Source organism: Azospirillum sp. UENF 111221 (genome assembly GCF_058780625.1).
Genome location: NZ_JBSNCH010000004.1, coordinates 1 through 23,501, shown reverse-complemented (window position 1 = coordinate 23,501; position 23,501 = coordinate 1). Strand labels below are relative to the sequence as shown.

Below are 23,501 nucleotides of genomic sequence, written 5' to 3'. Positions count from 1 at the left end.
AGCCGCCAAGTGCTGGACGAGGCCGACCGGCTGGCCGACGTGCTGACCGAGGCCGGCGTCACTGTGCTGGACACCGTCCCCACCCTGCTGGCGATGCTGCCGAAGGACATTCCCTCGTTGCGCGTCGTCATCCTGGGCGGTGAGGCCTGCCCGCCGGCCGTGGCGTCGCGCTGGTGCCGGCCGGGCCGGCGCCTGTTCAACAGCTACGGCCCGACCGAGGCGACCGTCGTCGCCACGGTGGCCGAGGTTCATCCCGACACCCCCGTCACCATCGGCCGCCCGATCCCCAACTACACCTGCTATGTGGTGGACGAGGCGTTGCAGCCGGTGGCCCCCGGCACCCAGGGCGAGCTGCTGATCGGCGGCCCCGGCGTCGCCCAGGGCTATCTCGGCCGGCCGGAGCTGACGGCGGAGAAGTTCATCGCCAACCCGTTCCGCTCCGGTACGCCAAGCCCACATCCGGATCCCCTGCTCTACCGCTCCGGCGACGCGGTCAGCGTCGATGCCGACGGCAACCTGCGTTTCCATGGCCGCATCGACGATCAGGTGAAGATCCGCGGCTTCCGGCTGGAGCTGGGCGAGATCGAGGCGAAGCTGACCGACTTGGCCGGCGTCGCCCAGGCCACGGTGGTCCTGCGTACCGACAACGGGCTGGACCGTCTGGTCGCCTTCCTGGTCGCGCAGCCCGGCGCCTCCCTCGACAAGACGGCGCTGCGCGACGCGCTGCGGGCGCAGCTGCCCGCCTACATGGTGCCCGCGCACTACGAGCAGGTGGCGGAACTGCCGCGCCTGACCTCCGGCAAGGCCGACCGCAAGACGCTCCAGGCGATGGCCCTGACCGAGGATGCCGGTGCGGGTGAGCAGGAGGAGCCGCGCAGCCCGACCGAGGCGACGCTGCTGGAGGCCGCCCGCCGTGTCTTCCCCGGCCAGTCGATCCCGCTGGAGGCCGACTTCTTCCTCGACCTGGGCGGCCATTCGCTGCTGGCGGCGCGCTTCGTTTCGGCGGTGCGCGAGACCGCCGGGCTGTCCGGCCTGACCCTCCAGGACGTCTATGGCGCCCGCACGCTGCGGGCGATGGCCGAACGGCTCGATGCCAAGGCTCCGGCGGGTCACGGCGCCAAGCCGGCCGACCTGTCCTTCGATCCGCCGCCGCTGGCCCGCCGGCTGCTGTGCGGCCTGGCCCAGGCCGCGGCGTTGCCGATCATCCTGGCGCTGATGACGGTGCAGTGGCTTGGCGTGTTCGTCAGCTACATGCTGCTGTCGGGCGAGGATGCCGGGATCCTCGGCGAAATCACCACGATGTTCGGCGTCTACGTCGTCATCAACATCGCCACCGTCGCCATCGCCGTCGCGGCGAAATGGCTGATCATCGGCCGGACCAAGCCGGGCCGCTACCCGCTGTGGGGCGTCTATTATTACCGCTGGTGGCTGGCCCAGCGCTTCATCGCGCTGGTCCACCTGAAATGGTTCCAGGGGTCGCCGGTGATGCGGCTGCTCCTGCGCGCGCTCGGCGCCAAGGTCGGCGCCGATGCGATGATCGGCGAGTTCGAATCCGGCGCCATCGATCTGGTCAGCATCGGCCGCGGCGCCTCGACCGGCGGCAAGGTGAAGATGGCCAATGCCGAGGTGATCGGCAACGAGCTGGTGATCGGCACCATCGAGATCGGCGACGACGCCTATATCGGCACTTCCTGCGTCATCGGCCATGATGCCGTCGTCGGCAAGAGCACCGAGCTGGCCGACCTGACCGCGCTCGCCGCCGGCACCCACACCGGCGATTACGAGCAGTGGGACGGTTCGCCCGCCCGCAAGGTCGGCACCGTCGACCGCGCCGCCCTTCCCGAGGAGCCGCGCGCCGGCATCGTCAAGCGCGCCGCCCAGACGCTGATCTATCTGGTCGCCCTGGTCGGCCTGCCGCCGGTGGCGCTGATCCCGATCTTCCCGGCCTTCTACCTGTTCGACAAGCTCGACGCCTGGATGGGCGGGGTGTTCAAGGTCAACTACCTCTACTATGTCCCCGCCATCGCATGGCCGACCGCCATGTTCCTGGTGGCCTTCACCGTGCTGCTGATCGCCGCCATGCGCTGGATCGTGCTGCCGAAGGTGGAGGCCGGCTCCTACTCGGTCCACAGCTGGTTCTACGTCCGCAAATGGGTCGTGGCGCTGGCGACCGAGGTGATGCTGGAAACCCTCAGCTCGCTGTACGCCACCGTCTACATGCGGGCCTGGTACCGCCTGATGGGTGCCAAGATCGGCCGCGACGCCGAGATCTCGACCAACCTCGCCGGCCGCTACGATCTGGTGGAGATCGGCGAGAAATGCTTCATCGCCGACGAGGTGGTGCTGGGCGACGAGGACATCCGCCGCGGCTGGATGCATCTGCAACCGGTGAAGACCGAGGCCCGCGTGTTCGTCGGCAACGACGCCGTGGTGCCGCCGGGCGCCTCCATCCCCACCGGCACGCTGATCGGCATCAAGTCCAAGCCGCCGGCGAACGCCGAGATGCAAGCCGGCGACACTTGGTTCGGCAGCCCGCCGATCAAGCTGCCGGTGCGCCAGAAGTTCGACAACGTGTCGGCCAACTGGACCTTCGAGCCGTCGCGCGCCCGCCGTCTGGGACGCGCCGTGTTCGAGGCGTTCAGCCTGTCGATGCCGTCGATGCTGTTCATCACCTTCGGCACCTTCGCGGTGGAGTTCTTCGCCCCCGCCATTCTCGACCAGCGCTGGGGCGCCTTCGCCTGGCAGTTCCTGGCGGTCAGCGTCGCCATCCCTGTGGCGATGGTGCTGGTGGTGGCGCTGGTGAAATGGCTGCTGATGGGCCGCTACGCCCCGACCATGAAGCCGATGTGGTCCTGGTGGGCCATGCGGACCGAGGCGGTTGCCGTGCTGTACTGGGGTCTGGCCGGCAAGGTCCTGCTCGACCATCTGCGCGGCACGCCGATGCTGCCCTGGGTGCTGCGCCTGTTCGGCACCAAGTTCGGCCAGGGCGTCTACATGGACACCACCGACATCACCGAGTTCGACTGCGTGTCGGTCGGCGACTATAGCGCGATCAACGCCCTGTCGGCCTTGCAGACCCACCTGTACGAGGACCGTGTGATGAAGGTCGGCCGGGTGTCGGTCGGGACCGGCGTCACCGTCGGGGCCGGCGCCACGGTGCTCTATGACACCCATGTCGGCGACTTCGCCCGCCTGGGCCCGCTGACGCTTGTGATGAAGGGCGAGGAAATCCCCGCCCACGGCGAGTGGGTGGGCGCCCCGGCCGAACCGGCACCGCAGGCCCATGCGGCGGTCGACAAGCGGGTGAGGGCGGCGGCGTAAACAGCCGGCGTCAGTGAGTGGAAGAAAAGGCTGGTATTACCATTGCGGTGTACCGGCCTTTTCTTTTGCCTGTCTTCGGCCCTTCAGTCATCTGACGACAAACCGTCGCGCGCTGTTACTCCTGCCGGTGGTTGTCTCCGCGCGGGAGCGGTGTATAAGGGGGGCCGAGCGCGGCCTGCCCCCTTCGCGCGCACGGCCGGGCCTTGTGCCCTGCGGAGGCGAACGGCGGCCGTTGGATCGTCATGAAGGAACGCCCCAATGCCCGACGACATCGCCTCAGCCCGCGGCCTGTTTCCGCTCGCCAAGGACGACACGACCTACCGCAAGCTGACCTCGGATCACGTCTCGGTCGTCGAGTTCGACGGCGAGCAGATCCTGAAGGTCGAGCCGGAAGGTCTGCGCCTGCTGGCCGAGGCTGCCTTCTCCGACATCAACCATCTGCTGCGGCCGGGCCATCTGGCCCAGCTCGCCAAGATCCTGGACGATGGGGAAGCGTCGGCCAACGACCGTTTCGTGGCGCTCGACCTGCTGAAGAACGCCAACATCGCCGCCGCCGGCACCCTGCCGATGTGCCAGGACACCGGCACCGCCATCATCATGGGCAAGAAGGGCCGCCGCGTCTGGACCAAGGGCGGTGACGAGACCGCCCTGTCGGAAGGGGCCCGCGACGCCTACCTGAAGCGCAACCTGCGCTACAGCCAGCTTGCGCCGATCTCCATGTATGAGGAGAAGAACACCCGCAACAACCTGCCGGCGCAGATCGACATCTATTCCGAGGGCGAGGACTATTACAAGTTCCTGTTCATGGCCAAGGGTGGCGGGTCGGCCAACAAGACCTTCCTGCATCAGGCCACCCCGTCGGTTCTGGCGCCCGACCGGCTGCTGAAGTTCCTGGAAGACAAGATCCGCTATCTCGGCACCTCGGCCTGCCCGCCCTACCACCTCGCCATCGTCATCGGCGGCCTGTCGGCGGAGCAGAACCTGAAGACGGTGAAGCTGGCCTCGGCCCGCTATCTCGACAATCTGCCGACCGAGGGCGGCGAGGACGCGCACGCCTTCCGCGATCTGGCGATGGAGGCCGAGGTCCACAAGCTGACCCAGAACATGGGCATCGGCGCCCAGTTCGGCGGCAAGTATTTCTGCCACGACGTCCGCGTCATCCGCCTGCCGCGCCACGGCGCCTCGATGCCGATCGGCATCGGCGTGTCCTGCTCGGCCGACCGTCAGGCGGTGGGCAAGATCACCAAGGACGGCATCTTCCTGGAGCAGTTGGAGACCGATCCGGCCCAGTATCTGCCGGAGATCGGTGACGAGCATCTGTCGGACGACGTCGTAAGGATCGACCTGAACCAGCCGATGGAACAGATCCGCGCCACGCTGAGCCAGTATCCGATCCGCACCCGCCTGTCGCTGACCGGCCCGCTGATCGTCGCCCGCGATCTGGCCCACGCCAAGCTGCGCGCCCGCCTGGACGCCGGCGAGCCGCTGCCGGACTATTTCAAGAACCATCCGATCTACTATGCCGGCCCGGCCAAGACGCCGGAAGGCTACGCCTCGGGCTCCTTCGGGCCGACGACAGCCGGCCGCATGGACAGCTTCGTCGACCAGTTCCAGGCGGCGGGCGGCTCCATGGTCATGCTGGCCAAGGGCAACCGCAGTGCGGAAGTGACGGCGGCCTGCAAGCAGCATGGCGGCTTCTATCTCGGCTCCATCGGCGGTGCCGCCGCCCGTCTGGCCCAGGACTGCATCAAGAAGGTGGAGTGCGTCGAGTATCCCGAACTCGGCATGGAAGCCATCTGGCGCATCGAGGTGGAGGACTTCCCGGCCTTCATCATCGTCGATGACAAGGGCAACGACTTCTTCAAGGAGTTGAAGCTCGCCTGACCCTGTCTGACAGGACGTGAAGGGGCGCGGCGCCTTGCAGGAGGCACCGCGCCCTTTTCCCTGCCCGCTTGCGGGATGGCACCTGGGGCGCCTATCTTCATCGCATCGGGATCGGGGCATCGGGATCGGGAAGGACTGTGCAATGGACGGTGTCTATGACCGGCGTGCGCCGAAGCGGGACATCACCTTGTCGCTGGACGAGGACATCCTGCAACGCGCCCAGTCCCTTCCCGGCGACCTGTCGGAACGAGTTGAAAAGATGCTGGCCGACGAGGTGGCGAAGGCGGATCGTGAGCGTCGCCTGGATGCCACGATCAAGGCGCTGAACGAGTTCGACGCCAGATACGGCTCCTTCGCCGATGAACATCTCGATCACCTGTGATGGCTCAATTCGATGTTCATCGGAACCGAACAGCAATGCGTTCGGGCATACCGTATCTGGTGATAGTCCAGTCACAGCGTTTCGACGCATCGGCACGCAGGGTGGTCGCGCCGCTGCTGCTGGCTGACAAGCTCCAGTGCACGGAACCCTCCTTGACCCCGAAGTTCGAGATCGAGGGCCATGGCGTCGTTTTGAACCCGCTTCAGCTCGCCTCCGTTCCGATGGACCAACTCGGCGAGAGGGTCTGCTGCCTCGCCGACGACAGCGACCGCATCATCGCCGCCATCGACCTTTTGATTTCCCGTGCCTGGGGATGAGTAGCCCGTGACACCCACCCAAATCCAAGACCGCATCCTGTACCGCGACGGGCTGATGCTGATCCTCGACAAGCCCGCCGGGTTGCCGGTCCATGCCGGTCCTGCCGGCGGACCGAACCTGGAGCGGCATTTCGACGCGCTGCGCTTCGGCTTTCCCAAGCCCCCGTCGCTGGCCCACCGGCTGGACCGCGACACGTCGGGCTGCCTGATCCTCGGCCGCCATGCCAAGGCGTTGCGCAAGATCGGCATCCTGTTCCAGAACGGCAAGGTCGATAAGACCTATTGGGCGGTGGTCGCCGGCACGCCGCCCCAGGAGTCCGGGCGGATCGAACTGCCGCTCGCCAAGGTGTCCAACAAGACCGGCGGCTGGCGCATCGTCGGTTCGCCCGACGGACAGGCGGCGGTCACCGATTATGTCGTGCGCGGGCAGGCCGATGGGCTCACTTGGCTGGAACTGACGCCGCACACCGGCCGGACCCACCAGATCCGCGTCCATTGCGCCTCCATCGGCTGTCCGCTGGTCGGCGACCCGCAATATGGCGGGCCGGACGGCAAGCCGCTGCATCTGCACTCCCGCGCCATCTCGCTGCCGCTCTACCCCAAGCGCGATCCGGTCGGCGCCGTGGCCCCGGTTCCGCCCCACATGCGGGCGGCGCTGGAAGCCTGCGGCTTTACCGAAGCGTCATAGCGTCGCCGCCACGCTCTGGCCTTGCTGCGATGCGGCAGGCTGCCCCATGATCGGTACCGCATTGGGGCGATCACGGCCCGGGGGACGAGCGCATGATACCGATCGGCACGACGACAGCCCGTTGGATGACCCTGCGCTACGCCCTGGCGCTGACCTTGATCGCGCTGGGCACGCTGGCCGGCTTCGTCATGACGGAGCGGGTGATCGGCCAGCATGAACGCATGCTGGAGGTCGTCAATGTCTCCGGCCGCCAGCGCATGCTGTCGCAGCGGACGGCCCTGCTGGTGGAACAGCTGAGGAGCGCCACCGATCCGGCGGTGCGCGCCGACCTTGCCAAGCGGCTGGACGAGGCCACGGGCATGTTCGAGGCGACCCACCGGCGCCTGAGCGGCCAGTCCGGGTCGGAGGAAGGCCCGCCGCTGGGTCCGCCGCCGCGCGACCTGTTCTTCAGCGGCCCCGACCCGCTCGACCCGGTGGTGACCGGGCATATCGCCGCCTTGCGCCGCGTTATCGCCGCCGCGTCCACCGGCCAGCCGCCGGACCCCGCCGAAGCCAACCGCATTACCGCTCAAGCGCTCGGCCCGCTGCTGGACCGGCTTGAAGAGATGGTCGCCCTTTACCAGGAGGAGGGCGAGGCGGGCTTCCAGACCCTGCACCGGCTGGGCTTGGCGGCGCTGCTGATCACCCTGCTGATCCTGGCGGTGGAGGCGCTGGCGATCTTCCGGCCGATGACGCGGCAGGTGCGCCGGCAGTTCACCGAAATCTTGCGCATGGCGGAAACCATCGAGCGGGCCAACGCCACGCTGGAACAGCAGGTGCGCGAGCGGACGGCCGAACTGCACACCGCCAAGACCGCGGCGGAGCAGGCGCACCGGGCGAAGTCCCGTTTCCTCGCCCATGCCAGCCACGACCTGCAGCAACCGCTGCAGGCCATCGGCATGTTCACCGGCATGCTGGAACGCCAGCCGCAGAGCGGCAAGGCGGCGGCCCTGCTGACCGACCTGAAGGCGGCGCAACGGTCGATGCGCGACCTGCTGAACGCGATCCTCGACATCTCCAAGCTGGAATTGGGGGTGGTGTCGCCGAAGCCGGCCGACCTGCCGCTCTCCCCCCTGCTCGACCAGCTCGAGGCCGAGTTCGCCGGACAGGCGGAGGCGAAGGGGCTGCGGCTCCGCGCCATCCCGACCGATGCGGTCGTGCGCAGCGATCCGGCCCTACTGGAGCGGATCGTCCGCAACCTGATCGCCAACGCCATCCGCTACACCGAGAGCGGCGGCGTGCTGGTCGGCTGCCGCACCCGTGGCGACACGCTGTGGATCGAGGTCTACGACACCGGCCGCGGCATCGCCGAGCCCGACCGCCAGCGCATCTTCGAGGAATTCGTCCAGCTCGACCGTCCCGACCGCGACCGCAGCGAGGGCATCGGCCTCGGCCTCGCCATCGTCGAACGTCTGGCCCGGCTGCTGGGGCATCCAGTGACGGTGCGGTCGGTGGAAGGGCGTGGAACCGTGTTCGCCGTGGGCGTGCCGCTGGCGGGGTGATATTGTCGCTCCATGAAGGACGATCTTGTGTAATTTCGCCTGATTGTTCGATTTGCTGTCCGGTGCCAAATTCCCCTCCAGACAAGGGCACACACCCCGAAGGCAAAGGAGGGTTTCATCATGATCACCATTCGCCATCGCGACGAGCGTGGGGTCGCCAACATGGGTTGGCTGAACAGCAACCACAGCTTCTCGTTCGGCCACTACCTGGATCCCGGCCATATGGGCTTCCGCGCCCTGCGGGTCATCAACGAGGATCGGGTGATCCCCGGCGCCGGCTTCCCCACCCATGGGCACGCCAACATGGAGATCGTCTCCTATGTGCTGAACGGCGCGCTGGAGCACAAGGACTCCATCGGCACCGGGTCGGTGATCCGTCCGGGCGAGGTCCAGGTGATGAGCGCCGGCCGCGGCATCCGCCACAGCGAATACAATGCGTCGGACACCGAACCGGTGCATTTCCTCCAGATCTGGATCCTGCCGGAGGCCAACAACCTGGCGCCCGGCTACCAGCAGGCGGACTTCCCGGCCGAGCAGAAGCGCGGCACGCTGAAGCTGGTCGGGTCGCGGGACGGCCGTGACGGCAGCACCGTCATCCATCAGGATGTCGACCTGTATGCCGCCCTGCTGGACGGCGAGGAAAGCGCCACGCTGCCGCTGCGCCCCGGCCGCCATGCCTGGGTCCAGGTCGCCCGCGGCTGGGTCCATCTGAACGGCACCCTGCTGAAGGCCGGCGACGGCGCAGCCCTGTCCAACGAGGAGGCGGTGACGCTGGACCGGGCTTATGAGGCCGAAGTGCTGGTCTTCGACCTCGCATGAGGTGTCGGGCTTGACATAAAAGCTTGATTTGAACCGGGAGCGGGGCGGACGGCACAGTGCCGCCGTCCCGTTCCCGCCGACACCCTGCCGGCGGGCCGAACCCTGGGGTTGGCGATGACCGAGCAGAAAACCTACAACGCCCTGTTTCTCTGCACCCACAATTCGGCGCGCAGCATCATGGCGGAATGCCTGATGCGGCGGTGGGGCGCCGGCCGCTTCAACGCATGGTCGGCCGGCAGCCACCCTTCGGGCCAGATCAACCCGCACACGCTGGCGACGCTGAAGGCCTTCAATCTGCCGACCGAGGGTCTGCGGTCGAAAAGCTGGGACGAGTTCTCCCGGCCGGACGCGCCGGCGCTGGATTTCGTCTTCACCGTCTGCGATCAGGCGGCGGGCGAAATGTGCCCGGTGTGGAATGGCACGCCGCTGACCGCCCATTGGGGGGTCGAGGATCCGTCGGCCGCCAGCGGGACGGAGGACCGCATCCGCATGGCCTTCCGCCGCACCTATGTGGAGCTGGAAAGCCGCATCAAGATCTTCGCCAGCCTGCGGGTGGAGCAGCTGGACCGGCTGACCCTGCAAAGCTCGCTGCATGCCATCGGCACCGTTCATGGCTCCGAAGCGGACGCAATGGCCGACGCCTGAGCGCTCTTTTACTCGCCCTCAATCGGCGGGCGCGGCCATCCGGCCGCTTGCCTTCGCAGGCATGGACCTGCGGGGCCGCAGTCGCGGCCCATACCGTCGGGCGTACGCCCGACGGTATCACAGCACTTGCTTGGGCAGGGACAGCAGCTCCTTCCTGATGCGGTTGAGGCTGGGACGGTTGTCCGGGCCGAAGGCGATGGGGCGGCACAAATGCATGGCGGTCAGCCCGACCCGCGCGGTCAGCAGGCCGTTGATCACCCCCTGCCCCATCCGCGTTGAAATGGCGGCGGCGAGCGACCCGCCCAGCGCCTCCACCGCGACATGGTGGGCGCTTTCCGCCACCCCGGCGACGGCGATGTTGGCGAGCATCCGGCGCAACAGCCGCAGCGAGCCGACATAGCCGGGCCGGGCGCCATAGAGGGCGGCGATCTCCCGCACCAGCTTCAGGTTGCGCCAGAGGACCACCGCGAAATCCAGCAGAGCCGCCGGGCTCAGCGCGGTGGCGACGGCGGTGTCGCGCGAGGCGCGCAGCACCCGCTGATAGGCGGCGCGGTCGAGCGGGCTCAGCACCTCGCGGTCGAGCAGCCGGACCACCTCATGCTCGTCATGGGCGTCGGTGACATGGTCGCGCACGCGGGCCAGCGCCGGGGCCAGCTCCCGCCGGTCGGCATAGAGCGCCACCAGCGATCCGGCGAACCGGTCGGCCCGGCCGCCGGGGGCGTCCAGCTCCAGCCGGCCGGCCTCCGCCCGCAGTTCCTCGATGCGGCGCAGGCGGCGGAGCGACAGCAGCTCGGTCACCAGCATCGCCAGGGCCGCGATGCCGGCGGTGGCGGCCAGCAGGCCGACCAGCACGCCCAGCGCGAGGCTGGTGGCGAAGGCGCGGGCCAACAGGTCGGCTGTGTCGAAGCCCAGCGCCACCAGAACCAGCGCCGCCAGCGCCCCGAACAGCCAGCGCCCCAGCCGGCGCGTGGTCCGCACCGGGGTGGCCGGGGCCGGCAGCAGGTCGGCGGGATCGCCGGAGCCGGTCAAGAGGGCGGTCTCCTCCTCGGCCGGCACGGGTGCCGCGCGGTCGAGTTCCAGCTCCATCGGCGGAACCCACCCCTTTGAGGCATTGCGGGTCTCGCGCTCCGTCACGTCAGATAGTCCCCGAGAAGGAATTGCAGGGCCTGGTCGACGCGGATGTGCGGCAGGCCGCGCGGATCGCGGCCGAGGTCGTCGGGCGGGCGGAAGGCCAGGAAATTGTAGGGGCGGTCGCGACCGGGCGGGAAGGCCTCGGCATCCTCCGGAATTTCGCCGGGGAACAGCACGGTCGGACGGTCGCGCCCGACCGGCACGCCGCGCACGCAGCGCAGCTGCCGCCCTTCATGCTCCGTCACCACGCTTTCGGTGCATTTCAGCGCGGCGATGGCCATGGTCTCGACCTGGGCGCCCTCGAAGCGGATGGCGTTGCGGGCGTCGCCGACCAGCCGGTCGAGCAAGGCCCGCAGCTGGGCATGCTGGTGGGCGGCGATGTGGTCGGCCTTGGTCGCGGCGAACAGCACGCGGTCGATCTTGCTGCCGAACAGCCAGTCGAGCCAGCCCGACGAACCATGGCGGAACGGCTCCAGGCTCAACTCCAGCGCCTGCTTCATGTCGGCCATCCCGGCGGGGCCGGCATTCAGCGCGCCCAGCACGTCGATCAGCACGATCTGGCGGTCGAGCCGGGCGAAATGCTCGGCGAAGAAGCGGCGGACGACGTTGGTCTTGTAGGCCTCGTACCGGTCCTCCATCAGCGCCCACAGGCTGCCGCGGCCCCTCGATCCGTTGGGCTGATTGCCATGCAGGGGACAGAAGGTCAGCAGCGGCGCGTCCTTCATGTCGCCGGGTTCGACGAAGCGGCCGGGCTGGATCAGGCTGAGCAGCGTGTCGGCGCGGCGGCAGGCATGGAGATAGTCGGTGTAGAGCGCCGCCCCGCGCCGCGCCGCCTCCTCCTCCGCCGGGGCGGCCGGGTCGATGGTGGCGAGCCAGCCGCGCCACGAGGCGGACAGCTCGTCGCGCGGCGGACGGGCGGCGAGTTCGAGGGTCTGGGCGCTCCATTCCGCGAAGCTCTGGCGCAGCAGCGGTAGGTCGAGCAGCCATTCGCCGGGATAATCGACGAGGTCGACATTGAGCGTCGCCATCGGCTGCACGGTGCGCTTCAGCGCCGAATCCGGACGGTAGCGCAGCGAGACGCGCATCTGGCCGATGCCGCGCGTCGGCTCCGGCCAATGGGGGTCAGGGCCGGTCAAGGCGGCGAGATGGCCTTCGAAATCGAAGCGCGGCACGTCGGGATCGGGCTGCGGCCGCAGCCGCGCCGCCTGGAACCGGCCGGACGAGACGACATCCATGAAGGGCAGCCGCCCGCTCTTCAGCAGGTTGTCGACGATGGCGGTGACGAAGACGGTCTTGCCCGCCCGCCGCAGCCCGGTGACGCCGACGCGCACCGTCGATTCCAGGAGAAGCCGGCTGCCGGCGTCGTAGAGGCTGTTCAGGTCGGGAATACGCACGGGCGGTCGTTCACGTCTGGCCGATGACCGGCCCTATATGGGGTCGGCCAAGCGCGATGCGAGGGGCCGGGATGCGAGGCGGAGCCGGATGCGACGTTTGGAACGGCGTGAAACAGTTTTCGGGGGCGTGTTCACTGTTCCATCCGGACGGCATCGGCGGGAACCTCCGCAAAGGGGCACCGGCGAGAACGCTACCATGGATGCGGGGAGGCAGGTAACGGCGGGATGAAAAACGCCGGGATGGTCGGTAACGCCGCTCATGCCGGCACAAGGTCGGTGCAGGGAAAATCATCGCCCTTGAACAGCAGGACTTCGCCCGTGTCCGCAGCCAGGGCATAGGCGAAGCAGTCACCGTAATTGAGGCCGGCCGGGTGTCCGGTCCCCTTGCCGTAACGACGGAATGCGTCGAGAGCAAGCCGGGCTTGGCGCTCGCTGACCGGCTCGATGCGGATCGCGAACTCCCGCAGCAGTTCCTCAAGGGCCTCGCGGTGGGAACCGGTCGGATCGCGGTTGGCGATCAGCCCGGCCTCGACGAAATTCGCGGCCGACAGGCGGCACACCGTGGCGCTGGCGAGCTTGGCGAGGAAGACGGCCGCTTCCGGCTCGGCCTTCAGGATGGCAACCAGGGCCGAGGTATCGACGACCATGGCTCAGCGAGGCAGGCCGTGTTCGTCGTAGAGAACGGCGTCAGGGTCTTTGTCCAGCGGCGGCAGCGCCTTCACCCGCGCCAGCATGCGGTCGACCTTGGCCTGCTGGTCCGGCGTGAGACCGGACGGCGCCGGCCGCTCAGCGCGCGCCAGCGCATCGCGAACGGCGGTGCGGACAACCTCGTCGATGCTCTGCCCCCGAATGGCGGCAAGCCGGCGGGCAAGGACTTCCGTTTCAGCGCTCACCGGAATGGGCATCGGTGTCTCCAGCTATAGATCAGCATGGCTGCTCGTTGCGAACCATTGTGGTCCCGGCCGAACCGCGCGGCAAGGCCGCGGTCACCCCCCGATATAGTGCGGCATCAGCTTCGCCTGGTCGCCGATCCAGACCTCGCAGCGGCTGTCCTGGTTGCGGAAGAAATAGGTCTTGCCGGGCTGACGGCGGTTCTGCGGATCGACAAGATTGGCGCCGCCGGAAAAGGCCACCCCATAGCGGTAGTCCGGCGTCGCCGCCCAATAGAGCCCGTCGATCTGTTGCAGGAAGGCGCCGCGCTGGCACAGGTGCGACAGGGTGCGGTCGCGCGTGGCGAGGCCGTTCAGGCCGTTGGGCAGCTTGTAGACGATGCGGCTCTCGGTCCGGCGCAGGCGCGGCTCGTGGCCGGGCGGCGGCGGTTCATAGGCGCGGAAGGTCGGACCCAGATGGCCCGGTTGGGTGCGGTCGGTGCGCAGCACCTCCTCGGCCCCGGCGGCGGCCGGCAGCAGCAGGGCGGTCAGCAGCAGGGCGGCGAGGCGGCGGGTCATCGCACCGACGGGTTGTTAGCGACGAAGGCGAAATAGGGCAGCCGCCGCACCGCGTCCGCCACCATCAGATAGGCCACCGCGAAGGCCAGCAGCGAGCTGAGGAAATAGCCGTAGCCGTACCAGGGAAAGCCCATCCGGCTGAACAGCAGGGTGAAGCCGGCATTCGCGGCCAGATAGACCAGCTGCACCGTCAGGTTTCGCCCGCGCAGGTCGAAATAGGCGAGGATCACCGTGCAGAACAGGAACAGCACCTGGAAGAAGGCGCCCAGCACGCCGAAGCGGAACATGCCGATCTGCTGGTATTGCAGGCCGAGGGCACCGATGATGCTTGGGGCCAGGAAGATGCAGACGGCGCAGACCGCCCCTTGCAGGATGATCAGGTTGCGGCTGCTGTCGAGCAGGGCGGCGATGATGGCGCGGTGGTTGCGGGCGATCTGGTCGTAGGTCGCGTGCTTCTGGATGTCGCGGTAGAAGCCCTGGTAATGCTCGAAGAAGCGGGTCTCGATGTTCACCGTGAACAGGGTCAGCGCCGGCAGCGTCGTCAGATAGGCGATGAACATGGCGCCGTCATAGGCGCTGTAGATCGCCATGGCGCCGGAGACCAGCTCGCGTTCCGGCGCGAACCACATGATCCACTTGTCGGTCCAGACGGCGGCGTTGGCGCACAGCCCGATCAGCGCCAGATCGGCGTATTTGCGGAAATAGCCGAGGAAGTCGAACATCCGGCCGACCGGATGGGGGTATTCGGCCAGCACCCGCGCGATCAGCCCGAACTGGATCACCGCCAGCCCGGCGGAGAATCCCCAGACCATCCCGGCGGCGCCGAAGCGGCCGCCCAGCAGGACCGCACCGGCCAGCCCCGCCGCCATGCCGACGCCGAAGGCGACGGTGACCGCCAGATAATCCTTCAGCGCCGACAGGAAGATCGACACCACCCAGATGCCGCAGACCAGGAAGAAGTTCGCCAGCCCGCCCAGCATCAGCGGCAGCGGCAACCCGCTGAACAGCGGATAGAAGGGTCCGGCGGTCAGCCCGGCGATGGCATAGGCCAGCCCCAGCGTCGCCAGCAGCATGCCGGGTGCGGCCTCGACCTCCTTGGCATAGATGGCGTCGGCGAGATAGCGGGTGGCGACCAGCACCAGCGGCCCGGTGAAGACGACCGAGAAGCAGAAATTGTAGATCACCACGACGCGGAACAGCGTCAGCTCCTCCATCCCCACCAGATCGCGGCCGAACAGCGTGATGCCGGCCAGCGCCAGGATGGTGAACATCCAGGGGCCCGACGTGATGAAGGCGGAATGGGCATAGCCCTGCAACACGCCGAGCAGGTCGTCGCGCCGGGCCAGCCGGCGGAGGGCGAAGCCGATGCCGGCCATCTCAGGCGGCTCCCTTCAGGCCGATGCCGTCATGCTCCGGGGAAAGCCGGGTCGGCATGGCGATGTGCTCGTCGTAGATGGCACGGTAGACGCGGTCGATGGCGACCTTGTCGTAGGATTGGGCGACACGCCGGGCGATGGCCTGGGCACAGCGGTCGCGCCACGCGCGGTCGAGCAGCAGGGCGCGCAGTTCCCGCGCGGTGTCGAGCGGGCTGGCCAGCGGCGTCACCGCCCCGCCCGGCCCCAGCGGCGGCACCTCGTCCGGGCGGCCCATCAGCAGCTCGGAGCAGGAGCCGACATCGGTCGCCACCGTCGGCACGCCCGACGCCCCGGCCTCCAGGATCACCAGCGGCTGCGCCTCGCTGACGCTGGTCAGCGCGATGGCGTCGATCCTGCCCAGCCAGTCGGTCAGTTTGACCCGGCCGGCGAAGATCACCGTCTGCTCCAGCCCAAGATGCTTCACGATGCTGCGGCATTCCTCGACATAGCCGGGATCCTCCTCCAGCGGCCCGAGGATCATCGCCTTCAGATCGGGGATGTCCTCGCGCAGGATGGCGGCCGCCCGGACATAGGTCTTCACGTCCTTGATCGGCACGACGCGGCCGATCAGGGCGATGGTCGGCGGGCGCGGCGTGGACTTGCGCTGCACCTGGGAATAGCCGGCATAGTCGATGCCGTTGGGCACGATCAGCAGCTTGGCCGGATCGGCGCCCTGGCGGCGCTGGAACTCCTGATTGCCGCCGTACAAGGTGATGATGCGGTCGCAGGCGTCGTAGCAGGCCTTGGAATAGCTGGCGAAGGTGTCGAGCCACAGGTCGCGCAGGTCGCGCTTCTTCTTGTCGAGCGCCAGCGAGGTGTCGGCCCCCTCGAACAGCCATTCGGCCATCAGGATCTCGATGCGCCGTTCGTTGGTGTAGATGCCGTGTTCGGTCAGCAGCGCCGGCCGCCCGGTTTCCAGCCGCGCCCGCGCGGCGAACAGCCCGGCATAGCCGGTGGAGACGGCATGATAGACCCCAGCCTGCGGCATCGGCACCAGCAGCGTGGCGAACAGCCCGCTCATCAGCGCCCGGCTGCCCCAGAAATATTCGAGGAAGGAGGCGTCCGGCAGGGCGGCCCTGCACATGCGCACCACCATCTGGAAGGCGTCCTCGGAGTTCAGCAGCGCCCGCTTGCCGATCCGGCCGCGCCGGGGGGCCAGCAGCCGCAGCACCTCCGCCACCTCGGCCAGCCCGCCCCCCTGCTGCAGGCGGGCCAGCGGCTTCTCCAGCTCCTTCAGCAGCCGGCCGGTGCCGGGCTGCCAGCGCCAGCCGGCCGGCGGGTCCTGGAGATAGACATGGGTCAGGCCGGTGACGTTGGGCGGCAGCTCATAGGCGAGCTTGCGGGCAGCGCGGTCGGCGACCAGGGCCACGATGTGGAAGGTCAGGTCGGAATGGGACCGGATCAGGTCATGGGTCCAGGTCGACACGCCGCCGGCGACATAGGGATAGGATCCCTCCATCAGCAGGCAGACGTCGGCCCTGGGGGCATGGGGAGCTTCGGGGGGCGCTTCGGGCAGGGGGCGGCTCATGCGGCAAGCTCCCGCCCGGCGATGCCGGTGGCTGCCGGGACGTCGTCGCGCCAGAGGGCGAAGACGTCGCGCAGCGTGTCGGGCAGTTCCGCCCCGTCGCCCAGCAAATCGGACCGCCGGGCCGGCAGCACCCGCAGGTCGGCGAAGCGGCCGAGCCGGAACAGGCTCTCGGCATACCAGAACAGGATGCGGCGGTCGGGCGTGCGGTCGATCATCGGTTCCAGCCTTTCCGCCGCCTCCGCCGCCAGTCCGCAGCGCAGGAGCAGCCGGCCCAGGTCGTGGCGGATGCCGTCGTCGTCAGGAGCGAGGTCCAGGCTGCGCCGGTAGCCCTCCAGCGCCTTGTCGCGGATCTCCGCCTCGCGGTTGGAATCGAGCAGGCCGCAGAAGGCGTAATCGTCGAGATGGCGGGCGAGCCCCGCGAGGCTGGCGGCATCGTCGGGGCGGCTGCGGGCGGCGTGGTCGAGCGCCAGCCAGCGCTCGTTGAACTCATGCTCCACCCGCGCGGTGGCGGTGGCGGCCTGGACGCGGACGGACGGGTCGGCGTCGGCCAGCCCGGCCTTCAGGGCGGGGGTGAAGGCCGGGCGGAAATGGCGGGCGACCAGGGCGATCACCGCCTGCTTCTGCTGCGGCGAGCCGACCGACATCACGTCGGTGAAGGAGTCGCCGGCCATCAGATGGGCGTTCTCGCGGCCGGTCACGATCAGCTCGTACAGCTCCTGCGCCGGGCCGGTCTCGCTGTCGGGGAAGAGCGAAAGGTACCAGTCCTGGAAGCCGGTGGCATAGCGGCTGAACAGCGCCAGCAGCGCCGCGGTCATCAGCGTGCAGGCGGCGCCCAGCGGCCCCAGCGGCACGATGGTGACCAGCAGCAGCCCGGCCAGCCGCAGGTCGCGCCCGCGCAGCGCCCGGCCGCGCACCCACAGACCGACGAGGGCGCAGAGCAGCAGATGCAGCGCCGCGGCCAGCGGAACGGCGAGAGGAATTGCGGTCAGGCCGGGCGCAAGCGCCGCGGCATCGAGCAGACCGGCGGCGAGCGCCACCGCCGCCAGTTCCGCCGCGTCGGCGGCCGGACGCTCGCCCGCCAGCAGGGGGGCAGAGTTGGACAGGTCGGAAGCCGATTGGGTGGAGTCAGGTCCGCTCATTGCGCGACCTCCCCGACCTTTTGCCCGGCGGTATTCTGCCCGGCCGCAGGGGCCGGCGGGTCGATGCGGCGGGTGACGAAGCCGATGGGGATGGTGGAAAGGCCGGCGGGCAGCGCCTGGCGCACCGCGCGCTCCAGCTTCGCCTCCACCTGCTTGGCGCCCTCCAGCGGCGTGCCGGCCAGCACCACGCCGAAGGACGTGCCCTGATGGCCGAAATCGCAGGCGAGGTCGGTGTCGCGCAGGCTGCCGCGCACCGCCTCGCCGATGGCGGCGGCGAGGTCGGCGCGCTGGGCCACCGACAGGCGCGACAGGCCGGTCGGGCGGATGGTGATGGCGGTGGTCTCGAAGCCCATGCGGCGGCCGAGCAGGGCGAGGAACTCCGCCTGCCGGCCGATGTAGCTGGAGGAGTAAAGCGCCTCGTCGGTGAAGACCCGCTGTTCGCTGGCGGTGCGGTACTGGCGCGCCTTCGCCATCGCGGTGCCGATCCATTCGCACAGGATGCGGAAATTCTCGACCGTGTTGACGCTGAGGTCGGTGAAGCCCAGGCTTTCGATCTTCACCATGCCCAGCACCTCGCCGGTGTCGGCACTGATCAGCGGGCCGGCCATCACGCCTTCGCCGGCGAGCACGCGCTCGTCGTCGGCGCGGTTGACGCAAAGCTGGCGCTGGCGGGCGATCACGGTCTGGAACAGCGGCGTGCCGCTGTCGAACCAGCGGGCATAGCTGTCGGTCTCGTCGTCCCAGCCCTCGTTCGTCACCGATTCCAGAACGTCGTTGTTCAGCAGGAACAGCGAGAATTTCTCCGGCTTCATGACGGTGCGGACGAGGTCGGCGATGCCCAGCATCACCTCGCCCTCGTCGAGATGGTCGATGGACTTGGCGGCCTGATAGAGGGTGAAGACGGTGCGCAGCTGGCCGGCGACGCGGGTCTCCAGGCTTTCCTTGACCGATTTCAGCGCGCGGTAGGAGCGGGCGATGGCCTCGGCCTCCTGCCGGGCGGCGGCAAGGCCGGCGCGGAGATCCTCGCGCTCGCGCAGCTGGCGCATCCGCAGCTCGCCGAACAGCACGGCGGCGACCAGCCAGAGGATCGGCTCGCGGGTCAAGGCGAAGAGATGGTCGTAGAGGTCCTGGCCGATCCCGGCATCGGGCATGTTGCCGAGCCGCAGCGCCGCCGACGCAACCAGCGCCGCCAGCACCCCCTCGTTGGTACCGTACTGGATCGCCAGCAGCAGGACCGGGATCCAGAAGGGATGCGGCTGCACCCCCTCGAAGCGCAGCCCGGCGCCGAGCCAGACGTCCAGCCCCAGCGCCACGCCGAAGAACAGCAGCAGCTCCAGCAGGGCGACCGGCCGCAGGCCGAGCCGGCGGCGGGGCGAAGCGCTGTCGGCGATGGATGGGCTCGGCAGGCTGCTCATGCGGGTCGGGGCCTCAGCGGGTGGCGGCGACGACAGGCCGCAGGCTGTGGATCATGCGGGTCGCCACGCGCTGGGCGACGTTGTTGACGCTGTCGCGGCTGAAATAGCCGCGTCCGGCCTCCGACTGGCTGGAGGTCCAGAGGACGGCGCCGTCCGACACCCGCACCAGCCGGGCGTTCAGGCCGACGACCGGCTCCTCGCGCAGGCCATGCTGATAGCCGTATTCCGACACGCTGCCGGCCAGCACCGCATCGACGCCCAGGGTCCGGCCGGCGGCCTGGGCATCCAGCGGGGCGGCGTCTGGCTGCCCGTCGGTGGAGGCGGTGGCGGTAGAAGCGGCGTCGGCAGCCGGCTTGCCGGCGGACAGGCGGCTGCGGACCCGGCCGACCTCCACCGTGCGGAGGCCCTCGACGCCATAGAGTTCGGTGGAGACGATGTCGGCGGCGATCTGGCCGGCATTGGGGTGGTTGGTCAGATTCTCGAAGGGCAGGACGGCGACGGTCGAGCCGGCCGGCAGCGCCCCGCCCGGCTGGGCGAAGTCACGGCTGTTGATCCGGCCGACGCCGCACCCCGCCAGCAGCAGTCCGGCCACCAGCAGCGCCGCGCCGGCCCGCATGTCCTTGCCCATCTTTCCGGTCCCCGTCAGCCGCATCGCCGCACCCATTCTCCGTCCACCTTTTTTAACCATAAAGAGTTGACACACCGTCAATAGCGCCAGACCAGGGTGACACCGGCGCTGTTCACCGCGCTGGCCGTGCCGCGCGCGGTGGAGCGGGCATGGCTGGCGCGGAATCCCAGTTCCAGATTGTCCGCCGGCTCCCATCCCAGCGAGATGGCGCCCTGCGGTCCGCTGCGGCCCCGCCGGTCGTAGGCGTAGCCGATCTGCGCCGCATAGCGGACATAGTCGGTCAGGTAATCCTCGACATTGAGCTGCAACGCATGGACCTCGCGGGTCGCCGCCGGCAGCGGGACATAGGGCTGGCCGTTCGCGTCCTGCCGCTCTTCCCGGTGCGCCACATATTCGGCATCCAGCACATAGGCGACGCTGGCCAGCGGGCCCACTGCGTTCAGCGTGTAGCGCAGCGATCCCTCCAGCGTGGCGCTGCGCGCCAGATCGGCCGCGCCGGACAGCCCATAGCGGTTGTAACCGCCTCCGAGCGACAGCGACCAGCGGTCGGACAGCCGGTTCTCGTGCTGGACGAACAGGCGGTCGCGCCGGCCGCCATCGACGATGCCCTCCAGGAAGGCGAAGCTCGGCTCGCTCCAGGCGAAACCGGCGCGGGTTTCGGACTCGTCGCCGCGCCACAGATGGCTGTAACCGGCACCGAGCGTCTGCGGGGCGGCGTAGAGCGCCAGGGTTGAGCGCTCCAGCTCCGGCCAGTCATGCACCAGCGCCGCCTCCAGCCGGGAGCGGGCACCATGAAAGGCTTCCAAGCGGCCGTCACCGCGGCGGGCGGAATCGACATCGACCTCGCGGCGCTCCAGCGCCCAGGTGAGGCTGGTGGACCGGCCAAGCTCCTGAACGCCGCTGAAGCGGGCGATGCGCTGCATGTCGGCGTTGCGCACCTTCTGCCAGTCGAGGTCGAGGCGGCTGCGGTCGGCCGTCTCGTGCAGGAGCAGCGCCTTGCCCTGGACCAGCGACGGCTCGTCGGGCGTCAGTTCCAGCGCCGTGTCATAGGCCATGATCGCGTCGCGCCAGCGGCCGAGCCGCTCCTCCGCCTGGGCCAGCAGGGCGGTGGACTGGGCGTCCTTCGGGTCCTGCGCCAGCAGGTCGCGCAGCAGCGTCCGCGCCGGGCGGAGGTCGCCGCCCTCCATCAGCGCCAGGGCGCGGAAATAGTCGAGGCGCCGCTGGGCGGCGCGGTCGGCGGCCCGGTTGGCAGCCTGCACCTCGCGGCTGGGGGCCTCGGCGGAGCGGGTCAGGGCGACGCTGAGGCCGGCGGGGTCGGTGGCGACCGCCGCCTCGACACCGGGGCCAAGCACCAGCACGACGCTGTCGTAGCCGTAGAGGATGTTGTCGACCCAGGACTCCAGCCGCTCCGGCACACGGTCGAGCGGGACCTCGCCCGAGATTTCGCCGAGCGGGCGGCTGAAGCGGAGCACCAGCTCGCGGCCGTCGCGCTGGGTTTCCGTGGTGACGGTGCCGGGCCAGTGCAGGGCGAAGCGGGCGGTGCTGGTCTCGCGCACCGCCTCCACCCTCGCCGGTTGGGCGGGGGCGGGGGTGGCGAGGAGAAGGAAAGCGAGGGCGAGTAACGGCAAGAGTCCCCTCTCCCCCCGGGGAGAGGGTCAGGGTGAGGGGGATGCACCGCGTGACTTTCCCAGGATCCTCGCCACGCATCCCCCTCACCCTCCCCGCGCCGCGGGCGCGGGGCCCCTCCCTCTCCCCGGGGGAGAGAGGGTACTGAAAGCAGGGCGATTGGAAGCCGATCACGGAAGGGCCAGGACACGGCGGGCCTCCGGCAGTCGTCCGTTTTCGATCAGCATCGATGCGTAGTCGGCCTTCAATTGGCGGTCGGCCGGGCGGCGCTTGCGCAGGCCCTCGAACAGCGCCACGGCGTCGTCCACCTTGCCCAGCCGGTTCAGCAGGTTGGCCTCCGTCTGGGTCGTCCCGTCGCTGCGCGTGGCGCGGGCGCGCAGCTGCGCCAGAGCGGTGCGGTAGAAGGGGGTCGCTACCGTCGGGCGCTTCAGCGCGGTCAGCGCCTCGCCCAGGAAGTAATGCGCCTCGTAATCGTCGGGACCGGTGGCGACGTAGCGGCGCAGCAGCCGTTCGGCGTCGGCGAGGCGGTTCTCGTCATAGGCCAGCATGCCCAGCTGGCGCAGCGCGTCGGCATCGTCCGGCTTGCGCGCCAGCAGCGCGGTCCAGGCCTGCGAGGCGGCGGCGCGCTGGCCGGTCTGCTCGGCAAGGCGGGCGTAGCGGCGCAGCCGATCCGGGGCGGCTTCCTCCGGCAGTGCGGCGCGCACGGCCTCCGCAAGCTCCTTGCCCTTGCCGGCCGCCGCCAGCGCCTCGATGTAGGGGGTCTTCAAGGCGGGCTGGACGGGCGCGGCGCCTTGGGCGGCAAGCCCGGCGATGACACGCCGGCCGCCGCCATACTCGGCAAGGCGGTCGTACCATGCCGCCTGCTCGGCCGGGCTGCCGGCGGCCTTGGCCCGTGCCTCGATCCAGTCCAGCCCGGCCGCCGGCGGGCGCGGTCCCCAGAGATAGGCCAGCTGCCTGAAATCCTCGCCCTGCGGCCCCTGCCCGCCGGCCAGCCGTTGCAGCGCCTGCTCGGCCCCCGCCTTGTCGCCGAGCGCCAGCAGAGCCGATGCCGGCTCCCGCCGCTTGTCGGCCGGCAGACGGTCGTCGGTGGCGCGGGCCAGCAGATAGCGGCGCAGATCGGCCTTGCGACCCAGCCGGGTCAGCGTGTCGCGGTAGAGCGAATCCTCCGCCTCGGCCAGCGGTGCTGCGGCGGCGCGGCCTTGCAGCAGGGCGGCGAGATCGGGCAGCGCATTCGCCTTGGCCGCGGCGTCGGCATAGACGCTCAGCCACTCTCCCCCTTGCCGCTCCGCCCAGGCCCGCAGCAGCGGCAGCACCGCCCGATAGGCCTTGTGGTCGAGCAGCATGGTGACGATGGCCTGCTGGTCGGCGTCCGAAAGATTTCCCCGCGCCAGCTTGGCGCTCAGGTGGCGGGCCAGCTCCTCCGACCGGCCGGCGCCGTCCAGTGCGGCGATGTAGGCGGCCTCCACCTCGGCACCGCCGCTGTCGAGCAGCGGGGCCAGCAGCGGCAGCGCGTCGGCCGGCTTGCCGGTGGCGGTCAGCGCGCCGGCCAGCGCCAGACGGCTGCGCGGCGAAGGGTCGAGCGCGAAGGCGCGCTGGGCGGCGGCCAGCGCCAGCGCGGCGGCAGGCCGATTGGCGCGCGGATCCGTGGCGGGGTTTGCGGAAGCGCGCTCGGCGGCGCTGCCGGCGATGTCCTGCAACAGGGCGAGCGGCAGCTTGGGCTGGCCGGCCAGCCAGTCGGCGACCTCGGCCGGATCGCCGGCCTTGGCGGCCAGCCGTGCCCAGCCCTGGGCGGCGGCCGGAGACGGCGTGGCCTGCCGCCTTGCGGTGAACCAGGCAAGACCGGCCGGCGCGCGGTCGAAGTCGATGAACAGGGCGGCCAGCTCCTCCAGCAGCTCGTCGGGCATCGTGCCCGACCTCGGCAACCGGTCGAAGGCGGCGACCGCGGCGGCGCGGCGGCCGGTGCGGTCGAGGATGCGGATGGCGCCCAGCCGGTCGCCGGTCGCCAGCCCATCGCCAACAAGCGCCCGTTCCGCCCACCCGGCGGCGGCGGCAGGGTCGCCGCGGCCAAGCGCGATGTTGGCCGCCAGGATCGGGTAATCGTTGAGGAAGTCTTCCCCCAGCTCGCGGTAGAGGCGGTCGGGGAAAGCCCGGTCGCCGTCGCGCAGCGCGGCTTCCGCCAG

At 69.7% G+C, this 23,501-nt stretch carries 20 protein-coding genes; 8 read left to right on the top strand and 12 right to left on the bottom strand.

What is annotated here, in order from left to right; translation table 11 throughout:
- The first annotated feature begins 9 nt into the window (after window positions 1-9).
- The 8 genes from ACWPN3_RS12145 (at window position 10) to ACWPN3_RS12110 (ending at window position 9,597) form a co-directional block, all read left to right on the top strand.
- Window positions 10-3,321, top strand: a complete 3,312-nt coding sequence (locus ACWPN3_RS12145) for a Pls/PosA family non-ribosomal peptide synthetase (RefSeq protein WP_492261438.1) — start codon at window positions 10-12, stop codon at window positions 3,319-3,321.
- 258 nt (window positions 3,322-3,579) lie between these two features.
- Window positions 3,580-5,205: a fumarate hydratase gene (locus tag ACWPN3_RS12140; RefSeq protein ID WP_492239734.1), complete on the top strand. Its 1,626-nt coding sequence runs from the start codon at window positions 3,580-3,582 to the stop codon at window positions 5,203-5,205.
- Window positions 5,206-5,347: 142 nt separating this feature from the next.
- Complete coding sequence (locus ACWPN3_RS12135; RefSeq protein WP_109446079.1) at window positions 5,348-5,587, top strand: type II toxin-antitoxin system CcdA family antitoxin; 240 nt, start codon at window positions 5,348-5,350, stop codon at window positions 5,585-5,587.
- On the top strand, window positions 5,587-5,904 hold the full coding sequence (locus tag ACWPN3_RS12130; protein ID WP_492239735.1) for a CcdB family protein: 318 nt from the start codon (window positions 5,587-5,589) through the stop codon (window positions 5,902-5,904). Before ACWPN3_RS12135 ends, ACWPN3_RS12130 begins: the two co-directional genes overlap by 1 nt.
- A gap of 7 nt (window positions 5,905-5,911) precedes the next feature.
- Window positions 5,912-6,592 (top strand): RluA family pseudouridine synthase, encoded by a 681-nt coding sequence (locus tag ACWPN3_RS12125; protein WP_492239737.1) that lies wholly within the window; start codon window positions 5,912-5,914, stop codon window positions 6,590-6,592.
- 92 nt (window positions 6,593-6,684) lie between these two features.
- Entirely contained in the window at window positions 6,685-8,133 is a 1,449-nt protein-coding gene (locus ACWPN3_RS12120; RefSeq protein ID WP_492261437.1) for an ATP-binding protein, read from the top strand.
- Window positions 8,134-8,253: 120 nt separating this feature from the next.
- Window positions 8,254-8,952, top strand: a complete 699-nt coding sequence (locus tag ACWPN3_RS12115; protein WP_109446071.1) for a pirin family protein — start codon at window positions 8,254-8,256, stop codon at window positions 8,950-8,952.
- Between the two features lie 114 nt (window positions 8,953-9,066).
- Entirely contained in the window at window positions 9,067-9,597 is a 531-nt protein-coding gene (locus ACWPN3_RS12110) for an arsenate reductase ArsC (RefSeq protein ID WP_492239740.1), read from the top strand.
- A 117-nt stretch (window positions 9,598-9,714) separates the two neighbouring features.
- Here ACWPN3_RS12110 and ACWPN3_RS12105 read toward each other — a convergent pair whose 3' ends face one another.
- From ACWPN3_RS12105 to ACWPN3_RS12050, 12 genes are all read right to left on the bottom strand, one after another.
- Window positions 9,715-10,731 carry a TIGR01620 family protein gene (locus tag ACWPN3_RS12105; RefSeq protein ID WP_455183538.1) on the bottom strand — a complete coding sequence of 339 codons (1,017 nt, stop codon included), beginning with the start codon at window positions 10,729-10,731 and terminating at the stop codon, window positions 9,715-9,717.
- Window positions 10,728-12,122: a YcjX family GTP-binding protein gene (locus ACWPN3_RS12100; RefSeq protein WP_492239741.1), complete on the bottom strand. Its 1,395-nt coding sequence runs from the start codon at window positions 12,120-12,122 to the stop codon at window positions 10,728-10,730. The genes ACWPN3_RS12105 and ACWPN3_RS12100 overlap by 4 nt, the downstream gene beginning before the upstream one ends.
- A gap of 257 nt (window positions 12,123-12,379) precedes the next feature.
- On the bottom strand, window positions 12,380-12,769 hold the full coding sequence (locus ACWPN3_RS12095; RefSeq protein WP_492239743.1) for a type II toxin-antitoxin system VapC family toxin: 390 nt from the start codon (window positions 12,767-12,769) through the stop codon (window positions 12,380-12,382).
- A 3-nt stretch (window positions 12,770-12,772) separates the two neighbouring features.
- Entirely contained in the window at window positions 12,773-13,027 is a 255-nt protein-coding gene (locus ACWPN3_RS12090) for a type II toxin-antitoxin system VapB family antitoxin (protein ID WP_492239744.1), read from the bottom strand.
- Between the two features lie 81 nt (window positions 13,028-13,108).
- Complete coding sequence (locus tag ACWPN3_RS12085) at window positions 13,109-13,570, bottom strand: hypothetical protein (protein ID WP_492239745.1); 462 nt, start codon at window positions 13,568-13,570, stop codon at window positions 13,109-13,111.
- A complete protein-coding gene (pelG, locus tag ACWPN3_RS12080; protein WP_492239746.1) occupies window positions 13,567-14,946 on the bottom strand; it encodes an exopolysaccharide Pel transporter PelG in 1,380 nt (459 codons plus the stop codon). The genes ACWPN3_RS12085 and pelG overlap by 4 nt, the downstream gene beginning before the upstream one ends.
- Before the next feature lies 1 nt (window position 14,947).
- The gene (pelF, locus tag ACWPN3_RS12075) at window positions 14,948-16,513 is read right to left on the bottom strand and encodes a GT4 family glycosyltransferase PelF (RefSeq protein ID WP_492261436.1); all 1,566 of its coding nucleotides are present in this window, start codon (window positions 16,511-16,513) and stop codon (window positions 14,948-14,950) included.
- A complete protein-coding gene (locus ACWPN3_RS12070; RefSeq protein ID WP_492261435.1) occupies window positions 16,510-17,652 on the bottom strand; it encodes a tetratricopeptide repeat protein in 1,143 nt (380 codons plus the stop codon). The genes pelF and ACWPN3_RS12070 overlap by 4 nt, the downstream gene beginning before the upstream one ends.
- Complete coding sequence (locus tag ACWPN3_RS12065; RefSeq protein ID WP_492239750.1) at window positions 17,649-19,067, bottom strand: GAF domain-containing protein; 1,419 nt, start codon at window positions 19,065-19,067, stop codon at window positions 17,649-17,651. The genes ACWPN3_RS12070 and ACWPN3_RS12065 overlap by 4 nt, the downstream gene beginning before the upstream one ends.
- 13 nt (window positions 19,068-19,080) lie before the next feature.
- Window positions 19,081-19,695, bottom strand: coding sequence for a hypothetical protein (locus ACWPN3_RS12060; protein WP_492261434.1), 615 nt, complete (start codon window positions 19,693-19,695; stop codon window positions 19,081-19,083).
- A 77-nt stretch (window positions 19,696-19,772) separates the two neighbouring features.
- The gene (locus ACWPN3_RS12055) at window positions 19,773-21,323 is read right to left on the bottom strand and encodes a tetratricopeptide repeat protein (protein ID WP_492239753.1); all 1,551 of its coding nucleotides are present in this window, start codon (window positions 21,321-21,323) and stop codon (window positions 19,773-19,775) included.
- 168 nt (window positions 21,324-21,491) lie between these two features.
- Window positions 21,492-23,501 (bottom strand): tetratricopeptide repeat protein (locus ACWPN3_RS12050; RefSeq protein WP_492261433.1); only part of this gene is annotated, 2,010 nt, incomplete at its 5' end.